This is a genomic window from Dyadobacter frigoris (assembly GCF_005280585.1).
Lineage (GTDB): Bacteria > Bacteroidota > Bacteroidia > Cytophagales > Spirosomataceae > Dyadobacter > Dyadobacter frigoris.
On sequence record NZ_SZVO01000008.1, the window covers coordinates 385,930 to 406,008 of the forward strand.

At 42.7% G+C, this 20,079-nt stretch carries 17 protein-coding genes; 14 read left to right on the forward strand and 3 right to left on the reverse strand.

Features of this window, described 5'->3' with window-relative positions; genetic code table 11:
• Positions 1-667 precede the first annotated feature (667 nt).
• The 5 genes from FDK13_RS18830 to FDK13_RS18850 all read left to right on the forward strand — a co-directional run bounded on the left by FDK13_RS18830 (position 668) and on the right by FDK13_RS18850 (position 4,678).
• Entirely contained in the window at positions 668-1,501 is an 834-nt protein-coding gene (locus FDK13_RS18830) for a PstS family phosphate ABC transporter substrate-binding protein (protein WP_137341554.1), read from the forward strand.
• On the forward strand, positions 1,498-2,385 hold the full coding sequence (gene pstC / locus FDK13_RS18835; RefSeq protein WP_137341555.1) for a phosphate ABC transporter permease subunit PstC: 888 nt from the start codon (positions 1,498-1,500) through the stop codon (positions 2,383-2,385). Before FDK13_RS18830 ends, pstC begins: the two co-directional genes overlap by 4 nt.
• Positions 2,382-3,227 carry a phosphate ABC transporter permease PstA gene (gene pstA, locus FDK13_RS18840; RefSeq protein ID WP_137341556.1) on the forward strand — a complete coding sequence of 282 codons (846 nt, stop codon included), beginning with the start codon at positions 2,382-2,384 and terminating at the stop codon, positions 3,225-3,227. The genes pstC and pstA overlap by 4 nt, the downstream gene beginning before the upstream one ends.
• Positions 3,228-3,237: 10 nt before the next feature.
• A complete protein-coding gene (pstB, locus tag FDK13_RS18845; RefSeq protein ID WP_220417385.1) occupies positions 3,238-3,984 on the forward strand; it encodes a phosphate ABC transporter ATP-binding protein PstB in 747 nt (248 codons plus the stop codon).
• 418 nt (positions 3,985-4,402) lie between these two features.
• A complete protein-coding gene (locus FDK13_RS18850; protein WP_137341558.1) occupies positions 4,403-4,678 on the forward strand; it encodes a hypothetical protein in 276 nt (91 codons plus the stop codon).
• A gap of 447 nt (positions 4,679-5,125) precedes the next feature.
• Here the strand turns inward: FDK13_RS18850 and FDK13_RS35475 are convergent, their stop codons facing one another.
• The 3 genes from FDK13_RS35475 to FDK13_RS18860 form a co-directional block, all read right to left on the reverse strand.
• The gene (locus FDK13_RS35475; RefSeq protein WP_170982823.1) at positions 5,126-5,275 is read right to left on the reverse strand and encodes a DUF6855 family protein; all 150 of its coding nucleotides are present in this window, start codon (positions 5,273-5,275) and stop codon (positions 5,126-5,128) included.
• A gap of 400 nt (positions 5,276-5,675) precedes the next feature.
• Entirely contained in the window at positions 5,676-8,891 is a 3,216-nt protein-coding gene (locus FDK13_RS18855; RefSeq protein ID WP_170982841.1) for a sensor histidine kinase, read from the reverse strand.
• A 308-nt stretch (positions 8,892-9,199) separates the two neighbouring features.
• Complete coding sequence (locus tag FDK13_RS18860) at positions 9,200-9,868, reverse strand: response regulator (protein WP_137341560.1); 669 nt, start codon at positions 9,866-9,868, stop codon at positions 9,200-9,202.
• A 1,092-nt stretch (positions 9,869-10,960) separates the two neighbouring features.
• On the opposite strand from FDK13_RS18860, the gene FDK13_RS36145 reads away from it, so the two are divergent.
• The 9 genes from FDK13_RS36145 to FDK13_RS18905 form a co-directional block, all read left to right on the forward strand.
• Complete coding sequence (locus FDK13_RS36145) at positions 10,961-11,713, forward strand: hypothetical protein (RefSeq protein WP_229216101.1); 753 nt, start codon at positions 10,961-10,963, stop codon at positions 11,711-11,713.
• A 138-nt stretch (positions 11,714-11,851) separates the two neighbouring features.
• A complete protein-coding gene (locus FDK13_RS18870; RefSeq protein ID WP_137341561.1) occupies positions 11,852-12,715 on the forward strand; it encodes a phage tail-like protein in 864 nt (287 codons plus the stop codon).
• 156 nt (positions 12,716-12,871) lie between these two features.
• Positions 12,872-13,621: a hypothetical protein gene (locus FDK13_RS18875; RefSeq protein WP_137341562.1), complete on the forward strand. Its 750-nt coding sequence runs from the start codon at positions 12,872-12,874 to the stop codon at positions 13,619-13,621.
• 39 nt (positions 13,622-13,660) lie between these two features.
• On the forward strand, positions 13,661-14,389 hold the full coding sequence (locus FDK13_RS35480) for a C1q-like domain-containing protein (RefSeq protein ID WP_170982842.1): 729 nt from the start codon (positions 13,661-13,663) through the stop codon (positions 14,387-14,389).
• 63 nt (positions 14,390-14,452) lie between these two features.
• The gene (locus FDK13_RS18885; RefSeq protein WP_137341563.1) at positions 14,453-15,151 is read left to right on the forward strand and encodes a hypothetical protein; all 699 of its coding nucleotides are present in this window, start codon (positions 14,453-14,455) and stop codon (positions 15,149-15,151) included.
• Positions 15,152-15,319: 168 nt separating this feature from the next.
• Positions 15,320-16,135, forward strand: a complete 816-nt coding sequence (locus FDK13_RS18890) for a hypothetical protein (RefSeq protein ID WP_137341564.1) — start codon at positions 15,320-15,322, stop codon at positions 16,133-16,135.
• Between the two features lie 159 nt (positions 16,136-16,294).
• Positions 16,295-17,023, forward strand: coding sequence for a hypothetical protein (locus FDK13_RS18895; RefSeq protein WP_137341565.1), 729 nt, complete (start codon positions 16,295-16,297; stop codon positions 17,021-17,023).
• Between the two features lie 213 nt (positions 17,024-17,236).
• Positions 17,237-18,499, forward strand: coding sequence for a hypothetical protein (locus FDK13_RS18900; protein WP_137341566.1), 1,263 nt, complete (start codon positions 17,237-17,239; stop codon positions 18,497-18,499).
• Between the two features lie 12 nt (positions 18,500-18,511).
• Positions 18,512-20,079: Ig-like domain-containing protein (locus FDK13_RS18905; RefSeq protein ID WP_220417382.1), on the forward strand; the 1,568-nt coding region annotated here is incomplete at its 3' end.

Below are 20,079 nucleotides of genomic sequence, written 5' to 3' on the forward strand. Positions count from 1 at the left end.
CAGGCTGGAATCTTCCAATGAAAAGTTTTCACATTGCGTTAAATTTTTTAAGTAGGCCTCCCTCAATGCCTTCCTGCACATCAGGAGTTAAAATCAAAAAAGGTTCTCACTGTTTGTATTTATCAAAAAATATTATCTCTCCAATCACTACGCACAGCGCAGGCTTTGTACTGCCCCGATGATGCAACAAATCAAACCGGGGATTGCATCGGTACTGGCCGGGTAAGGCCTGAATACATTAGACAGAGCCTGAGGAAAATCAAGTAAACCTACGATTCGGTCAACCAGATGCCAGAAGAAGAAAAGGCCGGGTAAATGGCTCTTTATACCTCTTAAGTTTCAGGCTATCTTCATTTTTTTAGCCAGGGCAAATTCCTGCTACTACTGCCGGGGCGATTCCGCCGACTGAAAATCAATTAGAGAATCTGTTTTTAGGTGAAAAACCTTTTGTTATTCGGGTTCCGCTGAAATGCATAATTGGTAACGATATCGTTAGGATTGACTTGCGACTTGCGGGATGCCTGTTTTTTTATGGGAGGTTATACTGTTAATATTTTGGTAATCTAAGGTTGTTATACATTACTTATCTTTGTAGCGGTTTTTTGATGTCGGGCAAATTCCCAGATCAACTATTTTGATGCCTTAAGTTCTATTGAGCGAATCAGATATGAAGTATTGTTTCTTTTGCCTGGCAATTCTTCTGCAATCCTGCATTGAGCAGGATAAAACGATAAAAATCAAAGGGTCTGATACCGAAGTGAACCTGGCCGTCGAGCTTGCTGAATCCTTTCACGTCATGAATCCCATCGTATTTGTTTCGATCTCCGGAGGAGGCTCTGGTTTGGGTATAGCCTCATTGCTTAATAATACAGCAGATATAGCCAATTCTTCACGCAGTATCAATGAAGAGGAAATAACGCTGTTTCAACAAAAAGGAATACAAATTGATTCTTTCATTTTTGCGCAGGATGCCATCGCCATTGTGGTCGCAAAAGATCTTCCCATTGACTCGATCAGCACTAACGACTTAGCCGCAGTGCTCAGTGGAAAATACAGCACCTGGAAATCGTTAGCTAATAAAGATCTTCCTGTTAATATTTATGGCAGACAAAGCAACTCGGGTACGCATGATTTTGTCAAAGACAAGCTGTCCATTGAATTTAGCCGTAATGCAAAAGAAATGAATGGTAATGCCCAGATTCTGGAAGCGATCCGTGCTGATCATTCGGGCATCGGTTATGTCGGCGCGGGATACGTTAGCCATGGAGGGAGCAAGGCCTTGAAAATACTTCCTGTCTATACCCAGGAAAATAAGGATGCAGTTTCTCCTTTGGATGCGCAAAAAATTGCAGCCGGAAAATATTTTTTTCAAAGGCCGCTTTTTCAATACTACAAAACGTCGTCTTATATTAAGATAAAACCTTTCCTTGACTATGAGAAAGGCCAGGCAGGACAATCCATTATCCATTCCGCAGGTTATTATCCATTAAGAAAACTATGAATGCCAGTAAAAGGGAAGCTATCGACCGACTGCTGAAAATGGTCTTTCGAGCCACAGGTCTTGTTACTATTGGTCTTTTGGGAGGAATTTTCTTCATGCTGCTTTTTAACAGCATCGCTTTTTTCGCGAAGGGCAATCCCATTGATTTTTTTACGGGCTCCCAATGGAATCCTGGCAGTGATGCAGGTAATTACAGCATTTTGCCTTTGCTGGCCAGTACGGGCTTTGTTGCGCTAGGCTCGATGATGATCGCTGTTCCGCTTGGCATTTTCACGGCTACTTTTCTGTCGGAATTAGCGCCTGATACGTTACGTACCATTTTGAAGCCTGTCATTGAAATGCTTGCTGCGATCCCTTCTGTGGCCATTGGATTTTTGGGGATAGTTCTGGTTGGCCCTGCCATTGCCAGGGTTTTCGGGATCCAAAATGGGCTTAACGCGCTGAATGGTTCCATTCTCTTAGCCATCATGGCACTTCCTACCATTATAACCATCAGCGAAGACGCTATTAGTGCCGTTCCTAAAACTTACAAGGAAGCTTCCCTGGCGCTGGGTGCCAATAAATGGGCTACACTTTTTCAGGTGACCCTGCCGGCCGCTTTGCCAGGACTTATCGCCGCGGTAATGCTTGGCCTTGGAAGGGCGCTGGGAGAAACCATGACGGTTTTAATGGCTACGGGAAATGCCGCCGCATTGCCAAAAGGTTTTCTCGACTCGATAAGGACCATTACGGCAACGATCGCCATCGAGATGGGAGAGGTACCGTACCAGACCACGCATTATTTCGCCTTATTTGCAATAGCCGTTGTTTTGTTTATTATTACCTTGCTAATCAATCTTTTGGGCGAGTTTTTTGCTAACAGGTTAAGAAAGTTTCACGCATGAAAGCTAGATTGATTATTTTCTTGAATTGGTTCGTTTTGCTGGGAAGCACACTGCTGGTTTGCGCTGTGCTGGGTATTATTCTGGTAGATATCTTTTCGAAGGGTATGTCCTCGGTTACCTGGGAATTTATCAGCCAGCCTCCTGCAAAAGGTATGACCCAGGGAGGGATTCTGCCTGCGATCATCGGTACACTATGGCTAACACTGATCACTACGCTGTTTGCAGTTCCTTTTGGTGTGGCCTGTGCCATTTATCTGAATGAGTATGCTTTCCCTTCCATATTGACGAATGTCATCCGGGCAAGTATCCGGAATCTGGCCGGTGTACCTTCCATCATTTACGGACTCTTTGGCCTGGCCTTGTTTGTACAGGCATTCCGGCTTGGTACTTCGGTGCTCTCTGCCGGCCTGACCCTGGGATTGCTTTCGCTGCCCTACATTATTACAACTACCGAAGAGGCTTTGAAGCGGATACCAAACAGTATGCGTGAAGCCACGCTGGCATTAGGCGCCACCCAGTTTGAAACCATTAAAGATGTAGTGCTGCCCAGTGCATTACCCGGCATTCTGACCGGTGTTATTCTAACATTGTCAAGAGCTGCAGGTGAGACTGCACCCATTTTATTTACTGGTGTGGCTTTTTACATCAATGGTCTGACTTCTTCGGTAAACCAGGAGTTTATGGCACTTCCGTATCACATATACATGCTTTCTACCCAGCATCAGTCCATTGAGCAGGTCCGTCCACTGGCCTATGGGACTTCGGTTGTTTTAATTGCGATGGTTTTTCTGCTCAATCTGACAGCCTTTTATATACGTTTTAAAAACAGAACACAGCAGTAAAATGGATCATGTGAAATTATCGGCCCACAACCTAAATCTGTTTTTTGGAAGCAAACAGATATTAAAAAATATTAATATTGATTTTGGAGAAAACCAGATAACGTCCTTGATTGGTCCTTCGGGCTGCGGGAAATCCACATTGCTTCGCTGTTTCAACCGGATGCATGATTTGTCAGCCGATGCCCGGATTGAGGGAACGATCCAATTGAACGAGCTGGATGTATACGATAAAAAAAATCCGGTGACCCAAATCCGCAAACGGATCGGCATGGTTTTTCAAAAACCCAACCCCTTGCCCAAAAGTATTTATGAGAACTTGTCTTACGGGCTTAATATTCATCAGTTTCCAAAGGATGAAATTCCCGGGCTCATTGAATCGGCCCTGAAAGAAAGTTATTTGTGGGATGAAGTAAAGGATGAGCTAAAAAAGCCGGCCGTGAAATTATCCGGAGGACAGCAGCAGCGGCTTTGTATTGCCCGCACAGTCGTATTGCGGCCTGAGGTCATTTTGATGGACGAGCCCTGCTCAGCTTTGGACCCGATCAGCACCCGGAAAATCGAAGAACTGATTTTAAGTCTGAGAAAAGACTATACTATTGTCATTGTTACGCATAATATGCAGCAGGCCCAGCGCATTTCGGACAAGGTGGCATTCATGTATTTGGGCGAACTGATTGAATATGACAGTACAGAGAACATTTTCAAAAATCCCAGGCAGGAGCTTACCAAAAATTATGTAGGCGGGCATTTTGGCTAAGACATCCGGGATATTAGCGCAGAGCATAAATTTCTGCGCCGTCAAGCAGCCATGACACAAGCGCATTACGGAAAGTTTAAACTCGAATCAGGGAAAGCTTTGGTCTTATTGACTTAAAGTGTTTGCATACAGGTGTTCGCGAAAACATAATATTGTGCTGAAGTCCAGTAGAGACTGCACGATCCATAATCCGGCGTTTAGAGTTTCTCGAAAAATCGTACAAAAGATCCGAATAATTTCCTGTTTATCATTGCCGACAAAATTTCTTATCTGGTTGCCTGATATAAGGTTGTGGGGTCTTATCTAAAGACGGATGCTGTTGTTACTATTTGCTCTGCCATAATTAACATAAGCTTTATATGCACCAGTGGCTTATTACAGGTGAAGTACCTAACTTTCCTTTTCAAAAAGATGCCAGATGTCCACAAATAATTACGCTGAATATATTGAAACGACTGCACGGCTGGCAATTCTAAAAGCGAAGGCTGCTTATACTTGTAAAGTCCACCCTGAGGTCCTTATTTTATCCGGCGACACGAATACTGAAAAACGCGCTTATCTCATTGCACAAAATACCTTGAAATATAATGACAAGGTGTTTCTCCTTGAAAAAGTAACACAGGCAGTAAAGAATGAACTCGATCTGGCGGGTTTTGCATGCCTGCAATGCGAACTAAATAAAATAGTAGTCTAAGTACTTTCCTTTCGGTGAACCTGCTGCTGAAGGATCTGACCAAAAACAGTATTCAGGTGTATCTAAAGTGGAGCATGGACGGACCAGGGTGCCCAGCCAGGACCAAAGTAACCTTGTTTTGAAGGATTTTAGATTTTAAGACACTGCGCAACTTGCAGTAGTTATAAGATTCTAATCAAATCCTAAGTACTTTCTGAGGTGGCTCAATAAAACGGCACACTTTTTTGTATAAATTTTGCAAAATGGAGAATAAAAAAAGCTCGAATGGCAGGCGGGCGTTTGGGTCGGCTGCAACCCATAAGTCAATGGCAGTCTTGGCTTTTCTGATTACTTCATTTTTCGTGGAAGCTTCCGCTGCGCGGCCGGGTATCATAGTGTTCATCTGCAACGGCAACCCATCCAATCACCGTGCTCTTTTAGCATCTCATGAAGGTCTGAGAGGCAACGCTAATCATAGTGCAAAACCGTTTTTCCCACTGAGCATACCAGGATTTCTTTGCCATCCTTTGTTGTGTCTGCATGGATGGTGAATTCGGAGGATAATGGAGGTGTCTTCAAAATGATTGGTTTTTCCTTTGTGCCGATGTCTAATTTCATGTTTTAATTTTATAGGTTGAAGATAGTTGATCAGTAATTCATTTCGAATTCGTAATAATTTATTGATTTTTTTAATATTTTAGCAAATTTTTCATATGATTCGTCGCGGGTGGCATTTTAGTAAACAAGGGAAAGCGATTGGCCGACTCAAAGCCCAGTTGGCAACACCAAACAATCTTCCGATCTAAGGAATTTGTGAGTATGGCGTGGAACTTAGTCCGCATTTCTCACTGTTCTGAGGCTTATGGTTTCAAGGTATATCAGGATGGTAAATAACGCGTAATTTGTTCTCATTGAGTAATAAGTAACATTACAAAAGTTCGAAACCCGGAATCACTTTGTAATGTTACTTACCCGTTGTTACAAGACGACATTTTATTTCCAAAATATTGGATTGTAATTATCCGTAAAATTCCAGATAAAAAACAGTTTGGTCCGTTTGAGTGACTCTGATGGAGATGCCTAAGATATCTGCGACTTCTTTAACGATCAAAAGACCGAGTCCGGTTGTTTGTGCCCGACGTAACGGTTGCTCTTCGTTTTTTTCAATAGTCTTATTGTTGAGAAGTTCAATGATTTGGGGAGACAGGCCTTTTTCGCTATTTGATATGATCAGTTCAATGTTGCCTTGATCATTTGTTTGGGTATAAATTCTGATTTCACCATTATAGGTATATTTAGCAGCATTATCGAGCAGATTGTGAATAATAATCGAAAGCATTTGAAGGTCGGAGCGCACTTGGACTTGGGCAGGAATCTCATTTATGTAATGACTACGCTTACTGGCGATTGTCGTTTTGAAAATAGCCAGCTTTTCATCGATAAGTTCTGACAGATTTATCATTTCAAAAGACATTCTTTTGCCATAAACATTAACTTTCAGGTAATTAAGTAAATCCAGGAGCATATTTCCTGTTCTTCTGGAAACATCTGAAATCAGAATACCAATTTTCAAAATATTATCAAGGTCTCCTTTTTTAACCAAAGGTCCAATTTCTTCCGAAGCATGGAAAATATAATATAATGGCGACTGTATATCGTGTGATATAGAAGCAAGTAAGGTGGACATCAGTTGCAATTGCCCGCCCATCTGATTTTTTGACTGTTCCAGCTCTTCAAGTGTTACCTTTAATGAATCCGTCCGTTGTGTAATTATTTCTTCCAGCCGTTCATTGGCAAGCGTTATCTTTTTCAATCTGAGCACAATAAAGGAATAGATTATAAATAGTAGAGCCGCAATCATAAGAACAATGGCCCACCAGGTTTCATACCAAAAAAGCGGTACTACAAAAAATATTTTTTTTACGGTGTAATTATTGATCCCGAATCCGTTTAGTTTTTTAACAAGTAAAGTATAATTTCCGGAATTGAGACTGGAAAATTCGACTATGAAATTATCATTTTGAATTGTTATCCAGTCGGACGGTAGTACAGTCTCATTTTTTTTGACAAGGACGTAGGACATAGTAAGATTATATTTATTGCCGGAATAGACAGTCGCAAACTGAAGTCTGATACGATGCGGATTCAATGGAAAATACAGCGTGTCGTGCGAGGTATTTAAAAGTCTCTGATTGACTTCTGCCTTGTCAAGTATAATATTTCCATTGGGTTCGTTTGTCGTAAATTTTTCAGGATTGAACCAGACCAATCCATTTAACGAAGGCAATGAAATATATCCGTTTTGAAGCCTTACACCACATGGATCACAACTTCCATTAAATTCGTTGGTATTAAAGCCTTCATTTTTGGTGTGAAAATTATAAAATAGCCCGGACGGCAAAGGTTGTTTGATCGCATTGGGATTTTGCGGTAAGGATAGCGTAGCATAGCGTAACAAATCTTCCGAAGCGATCTGAAAGAGACCGGTATTGGTAGGTATCCAGAAATATCCCACCTGATCACTGACAATGCAGTGAGGGCTCGCCAGGTATTCGTTTTTGTCCAGGGGAAATGTGATCAGACTGCCCTCTGGCGTCAGCAACAGGATACCTTTTTTCAAAGTGGTAATCCAGTTATTATTTTGAGTATCGGTATAGATACTTTTGATGTGGAGCCCTGCTGTACCAGCAACAACAAACTCTTTTTTCAAATGGATATCAACATCATACAATCCCGTTTGTGTGCCCACCAGTAAATGACCGGTCCTGCCGGATTTTATGGTCGTGATCCTTAACTGTGGATTTTTTATTAAAAGTACAGGTTTGTCATTCTTATCTTTTGCATCGATGTAAAACAATCCCTCATCGTTTGATTCAAACCAGATCCTGCCGGAAGGATCCTGATGCATGGCATCAACATTATATTTAAAATGCCACTCACCCAGTACTTTATCCCTGGTTTTGTTGAAATGGAAAAGGACGGAACCTTGTTTTGTCCAGATATCACCATTTTTAGTTTTTATCATACTGAACTTATCGTCACCATTTAAGCGACGGATCAGGGGTTCAAACCTGTCAAGGGTTGTTCGGGTAGTAAAATCCTTTCCAACTATTCTTCCGTCGGCAGTTAAAACAGTGTTTTGGTCGTTAGGTACCTGTGCATAAAAAACATTGTCCCGGAAATCCCCTTTAACGTTAATCGTCTGAAACTGCTGCTGACTTAATACGTAAAGCCCCTCTGTACCGCTTCCAAGAAATACCTGTTTGTTCAATTGATCGTAATAAATTTCTTCAATCCCGGTGGAAACCAGGTCAAAATCCTCCACCAGTAATGTTGTAGAAGGAAGTACCGAATTGGTACGCTGGCCTGCAACATGTTTGCCATCAGGAATTCTAAGAATATACAGGCTTTTTTTTAGATAGAGATAAACCTGGTCGGAAACATTGTTCCAGTAAATCCTGATATTTTTTTTATGGGTTTTGAACGCAGGATTTTTGAGAATATCCCCGGAAAGCGGCAGTGTTGTTTTTGTTTTGAGAGAAAAAATAGTGATTGCTGCTGCCTTCTCATGAAAATAACACAGGTCAGCTCCAATTACAAAATAGTTCCAAAGATTGTCCGTACGGAATTCCTGGCTGTATTTTGGCTTCCAGTTTTTATACGAGGTGATGTGTGAACTGTCACATATAAAAAAATCATTATCCGTGTTCCCCGAGCGGATCAGATAATGCCTCAGGGGCGTCATCCTCATCAGGAAATTGGGGAGTCCGGTGGATTGGAACAGGTAAGGCGTTTCTTTTTTGAATGGGGCGAGTTGTTTATAATCCCGGTTATAATAGGCAGTATCAAGGATTGCCGTTCCTTTTTCAATTTTTACGGAAGGAGAGCCCATAAAAAAAACATAGGTTATCGCATTGCTGCCCTGTTGTGCGCGCTTCGCTTTTGGATGCTGCCGCAGGGCTGGCTGCATAAAAATGGAACGGGTATTGTTGATTTGCAGGCTGGCGGCATTGAAGGTATAAAACCGGTTTCCGTCATAGCGCACCAGGCCATCTTCCGTTCCCATCCAGATAAACCCCTCGGAGTCGGCCGTAATGCTTTTGATACTATTTTGAGGCAGTCCGTCGTCAGATGTATAATGATGTATCGTATACTTGATTTTTTGAGCACATGCCGGGCTCAAAAAAAAAATGAAAAAGGTAAAGAGAATCTGTGTAAGTCTGACATTTGTCATAAAAATGGATGGTTTAAGTGATATTGTTTTAATGAAATCCTGGGAGGGCGCAAAAATATGGTGGTGATAGCTCAGATTAACCTGCTGTATTTTGCAGGTTAGATCCGGAAGAATAGAATTTAAATTGGATGTGAAATTGTGGAAGAGTCCGGTCAGGAAACTTCGTTTGATCTTACTGTTTAGTAGTTGTGCTATTCGGGGTGCGGCAAAAGTGCAGGTAATTTTTAAGTTGTTACAATCGTATGGATTGGTAACAAAGTGCATTATTGTACCGGTCAGTGATTTTCAGAAGCTGTTTTTTGAACCAGTCAGGTTAGCTCTTTCAGGAACAAAGGAAGTTCCTTCTGAATTTTGATATAAAGCTCAATTGAATTCGTAACACCGAATTTTTCAAAAATCCGGCCTTTATGTGTACTGATGGTCGTTAGTTGGAGCCCCAGCTCGTTTGCAATTTCCTTGGTCCATTTTCCTTTAAGAAGGAGTCTGGTGATCTCTTTTTCCCGGATCGTTAGATTGAAATGATTAGAACTGTTTGCTTCACGCGAACGGCCTCTTAAAAAATTATCTGAAATGATATTTTTTGTTAGCGGGCTGATGTAGTTTTTTCCGCTAATGACCAGTTTGATGGCCTCGGAAACCGTAAGGAACGGTGCTTTTTTTGACACAAAACCATTGGCACCTGCCGATAGATACTCCAAAGCATAAATATCTTCCTCCATGCCGGTATGGATAAGTATTTGTACTTTAGGTTGAGCACTTCTAAGGGCCGCAATCATTTTAATACTGTTTCCACCAGGGATATCAACGTCGACAACCACCAGGTTCATGAAGTTGTCTTGTAGTATTTCTATTCCCTGATCAAGAGTAGGTGCGGAGAAAATCGTTGCATTGGCGAATGTGCCTGTAATCACTTTTGTTAATGCCCATATCACGATTTCATGATCCTCAATGATGAGTATTCGCGGGTTTGCTGGCATAATCTAAATTGAGCCCTGTTATTATGGAGAGTAATGTTCTGCAATATTAGGTATTAATAACCCAATTTTCCGGTAGTATAACTACTACTGGAAGTGAATAGTGTTAGAAATGTTTCTAATGGAGTGACGTACTAGTGCTAATACTATTCTTTATTGAATGATTTACATTTGTCCTGTTGTAAATATTCTGGAAGCGCATAAATGTAACCGATATGAAAATAGAAAGGTATTTAAGTGAAAACGGAGATCAGGTGAGAAGGTATATAAGGAATCCTGATAATATTAAAAGCAATTGCCTGTGCAACTGTCATGAAAACGAAAAGAAATTTTTCATACGGGCAAATGGTACGAAAGGATTTAGTTTAGTTACGTATATATACAATAGTTAGTTGAAACCTTTTTTAGATAAAAAACCAGTTTTAAAAGAAAGATTTAAATATACCCTCCTCTAACATACTCACTTTATTGGCCATGAAAAAATATCTATACACAACCACAAACCATAACACTATATGCTTCAATTTTACACTTTAAGTAAACCAGTCTCACGCCGGCCCCACGGGCGCAGGCTTTCTTCTGCAAACACGCAGCTCTTTTTCAATCTGTATTCAAAAGAAAAACGACGAATAAGCCTCTGGTGATCAGTTTGTACTGATATACTTTGACTGTTTCGGTGGTTGTTGATTGCCCTTCCTGATGGAAATGGGGAGTTGATGCACCATGCACAAAGCCAGCCCTGAAATTTAATCTTAATAAAGCCAATGAATCGATTTTATTCGTACCGGTCCGTTTCCCTATGGTTACAAATAGTGGTGTTAATGGTGTTTTTGCTGCTTGTGAAACTGGCCAGACCCTGATTATACAGGCACATAAAAAATAGTGTAAACCTTACCTCAATTTTCCTGATGGAAACCAATAAACAGACCAAAAGTACACACAAATCAAAATGATCACAGCAAGCCAATACGGCCCACCGGCCGTGTTGGCTTAACCAGGACGGGCTTGTGCCTGACGAAAAACCCAAAAAGCTATTATTTAACCATCACGCACACATTTATTTACTTTTAAAACGTACACTCTATCAAACACACAATGAACATAGCACAACTAATTAAAAGAACCCTCAGGGCAGGCATTTTCGCAACGGCATTGTTTTGTTCATCTACGCTTTTTGCACAGGTGAAGATTGGAACGAATCCTACTACTATTAATACGGCGAATAATTTAGAGGTGGAAAGCTCCACAGCTGGAAATAAGGTAATCATTGATAAAACGACGGGAAAGGTTACGATTGCTGATGGATCGCAGGGAGCTGCGAAAGTTTTGACTTCGGATGCAAATGGAGTTGCAACGTGGCAATCTAAAAAGACAACCAGCAGCAATATTTTTAGCCAGACCAGTGGTGTTGGTTTGTATTTGCCCGTTTCTACAACAGGCTATTGCGGATCGCCAAGCTGCGGAACCTTTTTAAACCTAACAGGCACATTTGCGATCACACAGGCGACCAATGATGTGATTATAGATATAAGCGGAAGTTATTCAGCATCAAATAATACGTTACCCGTAACTTTCACTTATTGGCTTGCTATTACGCCACCATCCGGACCAACGCAGAATGTCGGACCATTTTTTATAACCGAAAGCGGCTTACTATGTTCATCCGGATTTATCAATATAAAATCGTTTATGAAAGATGCCGCGATTGGCAATTATTCGGTAGCAGTATACGGCGCGCCATGGAAAAATCCCAGTACAGGAACTTGGATTGGGATCGGTCAGTATTCAAATCCGGGTGTGTGCGGTGATACCTATAAAACCAGCCTCGTCCTTAGTGTGTCTGAGTAAATCCATCTTGTATAAGCTACCACCGATTTGCTATCAGGCCGTCCATGGGATAGCCATTCCCAACGCGATTTAAAACAGCCCGAACCAATCAACACAAAACGTTATCACCTATCAACCATAAAAAACACAAATACTCGCATGAATACCAAACAACGTTCTTTAAGAATTACTTCGGCGGTCATTTTTCTTTTTGCCCTGCTGCCCGGCTTTTCGGCCGTTTTCGCACAGGTTAAAATCGGAACAAATCCGACGACAATTAATGCTGGTTCAGCGTTGGAAATTGAGAGTACAAATAAAGGGCTTTTGATGCCAAGAATTTCTCTTGCCAATACCACCACCTGGGGTTTGGCGGGTATTGCGGCTGCGGGTATGCATGTATATAACACGAATGCGGGTATTACTTCCACCAATACGGCCTACCCGACTCTTGTTGCTAAAATTGGAGAATACTATTGGGACGGAACCGGGTGGGTGGCATTAGCACCCATTGCAAAATCCACCTCAATATCTTCGTTTTCCCAAAGTACACCTGGAGTCGCAGTCTATATTGCGTCGAGCAATTCTCCATTATGTACGTTTAACGGGGGTACTCCTCCACCTGCATGTGCAATTGATCTTAATCGCAACGGTACCTTTACTGTCGCAACTCCGATCAATGATATAACCATTGACATCACAGGGACTTACTCAGTATCCTACAATGACACCCAGGTAAACTGGTATTTTTTAATTGCCATTGACAAAACAACTCCCGGCGTTTATGAGATTGTAGACAATGTTTACATTACTCACAGCGGGACCGGGTGCAGTGCAAATTACTTAAACATTAAAACGGCATTACAAAATTTGCCAGCAAGGACTTATAATATTAAAGCCTACCTGGCACCTTGGGTTGACTCCGGCCACGATGCCTGGGTGGGTATTGGTACACAGTCAAGTCCAGGCGCATGTGGAAGTAACGATTATCTTAATCAAAAAATGGTCGTTTCGGTAAGTCAGTGACCTAAACCAAGCTAACACCGATTTGCAATCGGGGCGGGCCGCACAGGGTTCTATGGAATAGCGGTTTGTATGGCAATTTTAAACACCACGAACCAGCCAAAATCCAATCAACACCAAACGTTATCACCTATCAACCATAAAAACACAAATACTCACATGAATACCAAACAATGTTCTTTAAGAATTACGTCAGCAGTCATTTTTCTTTTTACCCTGCTGTCAGGCTCTTCGGCCGTTTTAGCACAGGTTAAAATCGGAACAAATCCGACGACAATTAATGCGGCTAATAATTTGGAAGTGGAAGCATCAACAGCGGGCAGGAGTGTGAGTGTGGATAAAACAACAGGTAAGGTGAAGATTGCGGATGGATCGCAGGCTATTAATTATGTGCTGACCTCTGATGCAAATGGTGTGGCAACCTGGCAAAAAGTGGGAACATCCAACATTACCCCTTTGCCAAAGGGAAAAATGGCCGGTGCCCTGACGACCTGGCTTGTACCCGGTGTAGAAACGGATGTTGCCTTTTCATCATTGCCCATCTCAGAGGGTGGCGTTGTAAAAGTGGGAAACGGAATTCAGGTCCCTATTGCTGGTAACTATTTAATCCATAGTGCATCTGTAATCACAAGCAGAACCGGAAACCCGGGCGTCACCAGCTGTAACGGAAGTTCTACGAGCAATTCATACACGCTATTACTGGTGAATGGTTCGGGAATTACGGCGGCCAATGATAAAGTTACCCAGCGATGGGATCAAAATTCGACATTACATATTACCACGTTACTGTATCTCAATGCAAATGATGTGATCACGCTTAAAACGCGAAACAACATTTACAACGATTCAGACGGAGCTTGTGGAACCTATTTGTCCAGTGGAGATATCTCGGTGATATATCAGCCATAAGAACAGTAGCCTGTTTTAACGCAAAACGCAAATACACACATGAATACCAGAGCACCTTTTTTACGAATTATTTCCCTAGTCATTTTTATTGTTGCCCTGCTGCCCGGCTCTTCTGCCGTTTGGGCACAGGTAAAAATCGGGACAAATCCGACGACGATTGATGCAGCGAATAATCTGGAAGTGGAAAGCGCAACAGCTGGAAACAAGGTGAGTATTGATAAAGTGACGGGTAAGGTAACTATTGCGGATGGTTCGCAGGGAGCGGCAAAGGTTTTGACTTCGGATGCAAATGGCGTAGCGACATGGGAAACGGCCAATAATATTTCCTGTAATGCCTTTGAAGTTTCGCAAGGCACCTCCCCGCTGGCTCAGGGGATAGCTGTTATTCCCCACCCATTTTTTGCAACGGTTAACGATGTTTACGGAGCTTACAATGCATCAACAGGAATTTATACCGTACCGGTCAAGGGCGTGTATATTTTTACAGTCACTGCCGGAGAAGGAAACTATACCGAAACAGGGACGCGAAATTCCACGGTATCCATTCAAACCTCCCTGAAAGGAATTGTTGCAAAAAGCTCCCATGACCATATAAGTTATGCTGATGGGCTCTCACATGCACTTTCGGCCGTCATCATGGCAGAGGCCGGTGAACAGGTTTTCGTGGTCATCACCTCAATCCATGTCTCAGGAACACCCCTCGTGGGCGGGGCAGTGCTCACAAGCTACCATTTCGCAGGTTCACGGATTGATTGTAACAAACAGTAAATCAAAATTTTCAAATCTAACACGCTTTTTATTTAACCAGTTAACTCAAACTAAATACACACAATGAACAACAAACAATTCTTAAAAAAGGCATACGCCGCGGCAATGGTTGCTGTGATGGTATGCAGCTCCTCGGCGCTTTTTGCGCAGGTGAAGATAGGGTCAAATCCTACGTCTATTAATGCGGCGAATAATTTGGAAGTGGAAGCTTCTACGGCGGGGAGAAAAACGAGTGTTGATAAGGTGACCGGGCAGGTAACAATTAAGGATGGCACAGAAGGAACAGGGAAAATTTTGACTTCGGATGCTACTGGTGGTGCAAGCTGGCAGGCAGCTACAAACCATACGATATGGATCGGGCAAATGACAACAACATATCCTTTGACATACTTTGACGGAACGTTTAATTCTCTAAAAGATCGTATACCGTTAATTCCGAGAAGTGGCGCTGCTCCTGGCTGGGATCCAGTCAATAAGCAGTATATAATACAGGAGGATGGATATTATCGAATCTTTATAGGAGCAACGTCACAGGGAACTTTACCCTCTGGTACTGCTACATCGCTGTCTTTATACTTATTCCCATTTTATGCTTTAAATCTATTTGAGAACTTCGATTTGTCTGATACTCCGCGCCTTTCACTGTCTTGGGAAGGTTTCTTAACTGCTGGAAGTCCTGTTGATGTTTTTTTGGTAAGTGCGGGAGTTCCTCAAAACGCTTATGTTTTTAACGCATTTATGTCTATCGATAAACTATTTTGATAGGTTACAAATAATTTTCGGCTAAACCGTGTACTCATAGAACATTCAGGCTAACCAGGCATTTTGTACCGCAGCTTACTAAAACGTCATCGTTCAAAAGCAAATAAAACCAGTTCAAAACGTAACACACACACATGATATCTTTTTAACTCAAACTAAATACACACAATGAACAACAAACAATTCTTAAAAAAGGCATACGCCGCGGCAATGGTTGCTGTGATGGTATGCAGCTCCTCGGCGCTTTTTGCGCAGGTGAAGATAGGGTCAAATCCTACGTCTATTAATGCGGCGAATAATCTAGAGGTGGAGGCGGCAAATGGAAACAAAACAGTAATACAAAAGGCAAACGGAAATGTCGGAGTTGGCACGTCAACACCTAATAATAAGCTGGAAATCAGCTCCGGAATTACTAATACTTCGGGTTTACGTTTTACAAATCTAAATGCAAACAGCCCAATCAATCCTAGTGTACCAAGCAATTTGGGAGTTGATGCCAATGGTGATGTAGTGATAGCAGGTAAAAGCACCTGCATACCCGATTATTTACTTGCTGTGGGTGGAGCCTATACTAATGCTCCAGCCGGGCAGAACGTTACCGGTCTTACAGACGCTGTTGCACTTCAAGGTATTGTAAGTCCATCTGCCGGTGTCTTTACACTCAAAGCAGGCAATTCCTATCGTCTTGAATCAGCCCTATTTTCATCTGGCCTTAATAATGGAGCAGGCAGTGGTTTTATTTACTATACATGGTATAATAATGACACAAACACAAAGTTGGCCATAGCTTCATATGGCAGATCTACGCAAGTAAATGCCAGTGGTTATGATGGATCTCAACCCGTTTGTGTTGGCTTTATTACTCCTTCTGTTGACACAAATGTTTCGCTAAGAATGATAATCAATAACGGACAAAGTGGAGAGCTTCAAATTTATGGTCAGTTAAGCTATCTGAGCATAACCCAAATGAATCCTTGCAGATAACAAGCTAATCCGTGTTCTGTGTCCTCATAGAACATTCAGGCTAATCAGGCATTTTGTAACGCGGCTTACTAAAACGTCATCGTTCAAAAGCATATAAAACAAATTCAAAACGTAACAAACACACAGAATATCATTTTAACTCAAAACTAAATACACACAATGAACAACAAACAATTCTTAAAAAAATCATGTGCAGCAGCCTTGGTTGCTGTGATGGTATGCAGCTCTTCGGCTCTTTTCGCTCAGGTGAAGGTTGGGACAAATCCCACGTCTATTAATGCAGCAAATAATCTGGAAGTGGAAGCTTCTACGGCTGGGCGTAAAACGAGTGTGGATAAAACTACCGGGCAGGTTACGATTGCTGATGGTACAGAAGGAGCAGGGAAGATATTGACTTCAGACGCAACAGGCGGGGCCAGCTGGCAGCCTATTACTACTGCGGCCAAATCACCAAAAATGCGATTATATGCCGGTACAACTCCGTATTTTACAACCAATTTTCAAATTCAGGAAATAAATTACGCTACCACAGATTTCACGGAGGGAGGCATGTTGAAAGTTGGAAACGGAATTAAGGTTCCGGTGGACGGCATCTACCAGCTTAGTGCTTTGGCAGTTTATACCAACCCTGGTTGTTCTGACGTGAATGCATTTCTTGGGACGGGACTTTATGTCGCTGTGAATGGTGCATTAATCAATAATCATTACATCGGAAGGGAAGGGTCAAGGGGAAATGCATATCAGTTTACAAATGCGTTTACCGACCTGGTTAAGCTAAATGCAAACGATGTAGTCACAATGCGGGTAAACTTTTCCATTAATTATTTTCCAGCTGGATGTAATACAAAAATTTCTGACGGAACCTTTTCTATGACATATGTTCCATAAGCTCAACAAAGCAAAATGCAACCATGAAATATGAGTTGGGTTTAGCTTCTAATCCCTTGGTCTGGGTCTATCCCTGGTCTTTGTCTTCACAAACCGTTCAGGCGCTCCTGATTTTAATTTGCAATCATAGCCAAACGAGCAGGGGTAAATGAAGTAGGGTTTCCAATACAATTTTTAACAAAACATTTTTTTACACACAAATAATCAGAAACAATGCATAAAATATATAAAGTCAAAACACAGTCCCGCAGACGGGACGTGGGCCAGGTCATCGGATTTACGGCACTATTGTTGTTAATGGCACTCGTTTTCGAGGCCCGTGCCCAGGAAGGCAGCCAGGGGAATACCACCATTTTCGGCGGTGCACAAATGACTTTCTTCGGGAACAGCGATTTCATGACCCCCACAGGCGGTACCCAGCCGGGCGTAACCCTGACCGAGCGTGCTACGGCCACGATCAGTTACCTTAACTATTTTGGCAATAGCCTTACCGCTACTGGCGTAACGGATGCAAGCTACGTTGATGGGTATGTACGTAAATATGGTACGGGGCAGTTCATTTTCCCGGTGGGAGATAACGGGAATGCGGGACAGTTTGCCGCTTCGGCGGATGGCACTAGCGGGGCTTACTTCCATGCGGATGCAAATATAGCAGTAACAAATAACCTATTTACAGGAGCTAATTACCCTGCTCTTCCTTCAGGGGGGCCATTTGCAACAGCAACCAAGGCCGCTTTGGTAGGTACAGTAAGCACAGCGGAATATTGGGATATAGACGGAGCCAACGCTACTCCAATCACCCTAACATGGGACGCAGGAAGCAGTATTTCTACACTTACTGGTGGTAATCTCAGCAAGCTATCTATCGTAGGCTGGAGCGTAACAAACAGCAGATGGGAAATCATTCCTTCTACCTTAGATGTTACTTCTGTATTGGGTGGTGCAAGTGCTCTTCCAGCAGGCTCAATTACTTCTACGGCCAGTATTATCCCCAATAACTATCGGGCTTATACCTTTGCAGCAGCAGGAGGAATACCTGATCTGACAATCACGTTGGATATTGATGCACTGAGCTTCCCGGCAGCAGGCACGTCAAAAGATTTTGTGATTAATCTTTATGAAATCAACGGATCTGGTGCGACTAACCCTATCGTATTTCGTATCAACAAATTATCTGCATTCACGATCACATACCCTGCATCCAGCGGCAATTCCAATGTTTTCGGTGGCACACCTAATGAGAACAGCAACTGGACCATAACTGAGAATGCAAGTTTCATAACGGTAACGGCAAAGACCGGCGTAGTTATTCCTGCAAACGGACAAGCGGTAATAGGTTTTAATATCACAAGAAAAACCGGAATATCAGCTGGCACAACCCAGAATATTGCCGCAACAATTACAGGTGGCTCAGGTGGAGAAACCAACATTGTCAATAACGCAGTCATTACGTCAGTGTCAGCCACAGCAAACTAGAAACAAATAATCATGAAAAAAATTAAAATCTATATTCTTATCATTCTGGCAGCAGTTTCCTCCCCGAACTTTGCCCAGCAAGTTAATATCAATATCAATGCTGTTCCGGCATCTATTGAAAAAGACAAAACAGGCTATATTGAAGTGAGTATCTGTAACGTCGACATCAGCCCAATAGCTGTACCTGCTAATAAGCTGCGCCCTCTTATTTCGGTTCCGGGTAACGTTACGATCACAGGTGTAACTGATGTCAATGGAAATGCTTTAACCGGATTTACCGTACTCTCATTAAGCTCAGGTACTGGGAATGCGATAAGATTACTTGCTACCAATCCACTGCAAAATTTTGAGTGCTTTGATTTTCGGGTTACCGTTCTTGCGGTAAACGTAGGGCCAACTGACGTAGTGACAGGGACCCTTGGTTTTGCAGGTCCGCCTCCAACCAACGATGTTCCTGGTGATAACAACAGTACCTCAGGAATTGCTGTAACTCCTCCTATTGCTACTCCTCCAGTGGCTACCAATGATACCCAAACCACACCGGCCGGAACACCGGTGACTGTGACCACGTTATCAAACGACACCCCAGGTTCTGCGGCAATCGATCCAACAAGTGTGAAACTGACAGATCCTGTTTCAGGCCTGCCGGTAAGTTCGGTAATGGTTCCGGGACAAGGCACGTATACAGTTAACCCGGCAACGGGTGATGTGACGTTCACGCCTGTAGCTGGTTTTACAGGACCTTCCACACCGGTTTCTTACACTGTGAAAGATATCAATGGCGTTACTTCTAATCCTGCTACGATTTCGATTACGGTAACACCAACACCACCGACTGCCGTACCAGATCCGAAAACAACGCCGTTTAACACACCGGTGACTATAACGACGATATCAAATGATATACCGGGAAGCTCGCCAATTGACCCTACCAGTGTTTTGATCATCGATCCGGCCGATAACACTCCGAAAACATCCGTGACCATTCCGGGTGAAGGTACCTATGTGGTGAACACGACAACAGGTGATATTACTTTCACTCCTGTACCCACGTTCACAGGAACCGGAACGCCGGTTAGTTATACAGAAAAAGATGTGAACGGGGTTATTTCAAATCCGGCTCCCATTACGGTTACAGTAGGACCGCCAACACCGCCAACCGCTGTGCCTGATCCGAAAACAACGCCGTTTAACACACCGGTAACTATAACGACGATATCAAATGATATACCGGGAAGCTCGCCAATTGACCCTACCAGTGTTTTGATCATTGATCCGGCTGATAACACTCCGAAAACATCCGTGACCATTCCGGGTGAAGGTACCTATGTGGTGAACACGACAACGGGTGATATCACTTTCACACCGGTAGCGACGTTCACAGGAACTGCCACGCCGGTTAATTATACGGAAAAAGATGTGAACGGAGTGATTTCAAATCCGGCTCCCATTACGGTTACCGTAACGGCTACACCACCCGTGGCAAAAACTGACATAGGAACTTCTACCAACGGAAATCCGGCTATCGTGACGGTATTGACCAACGACACGCCAGGTTCAGCACCGATTGACCCGACTAC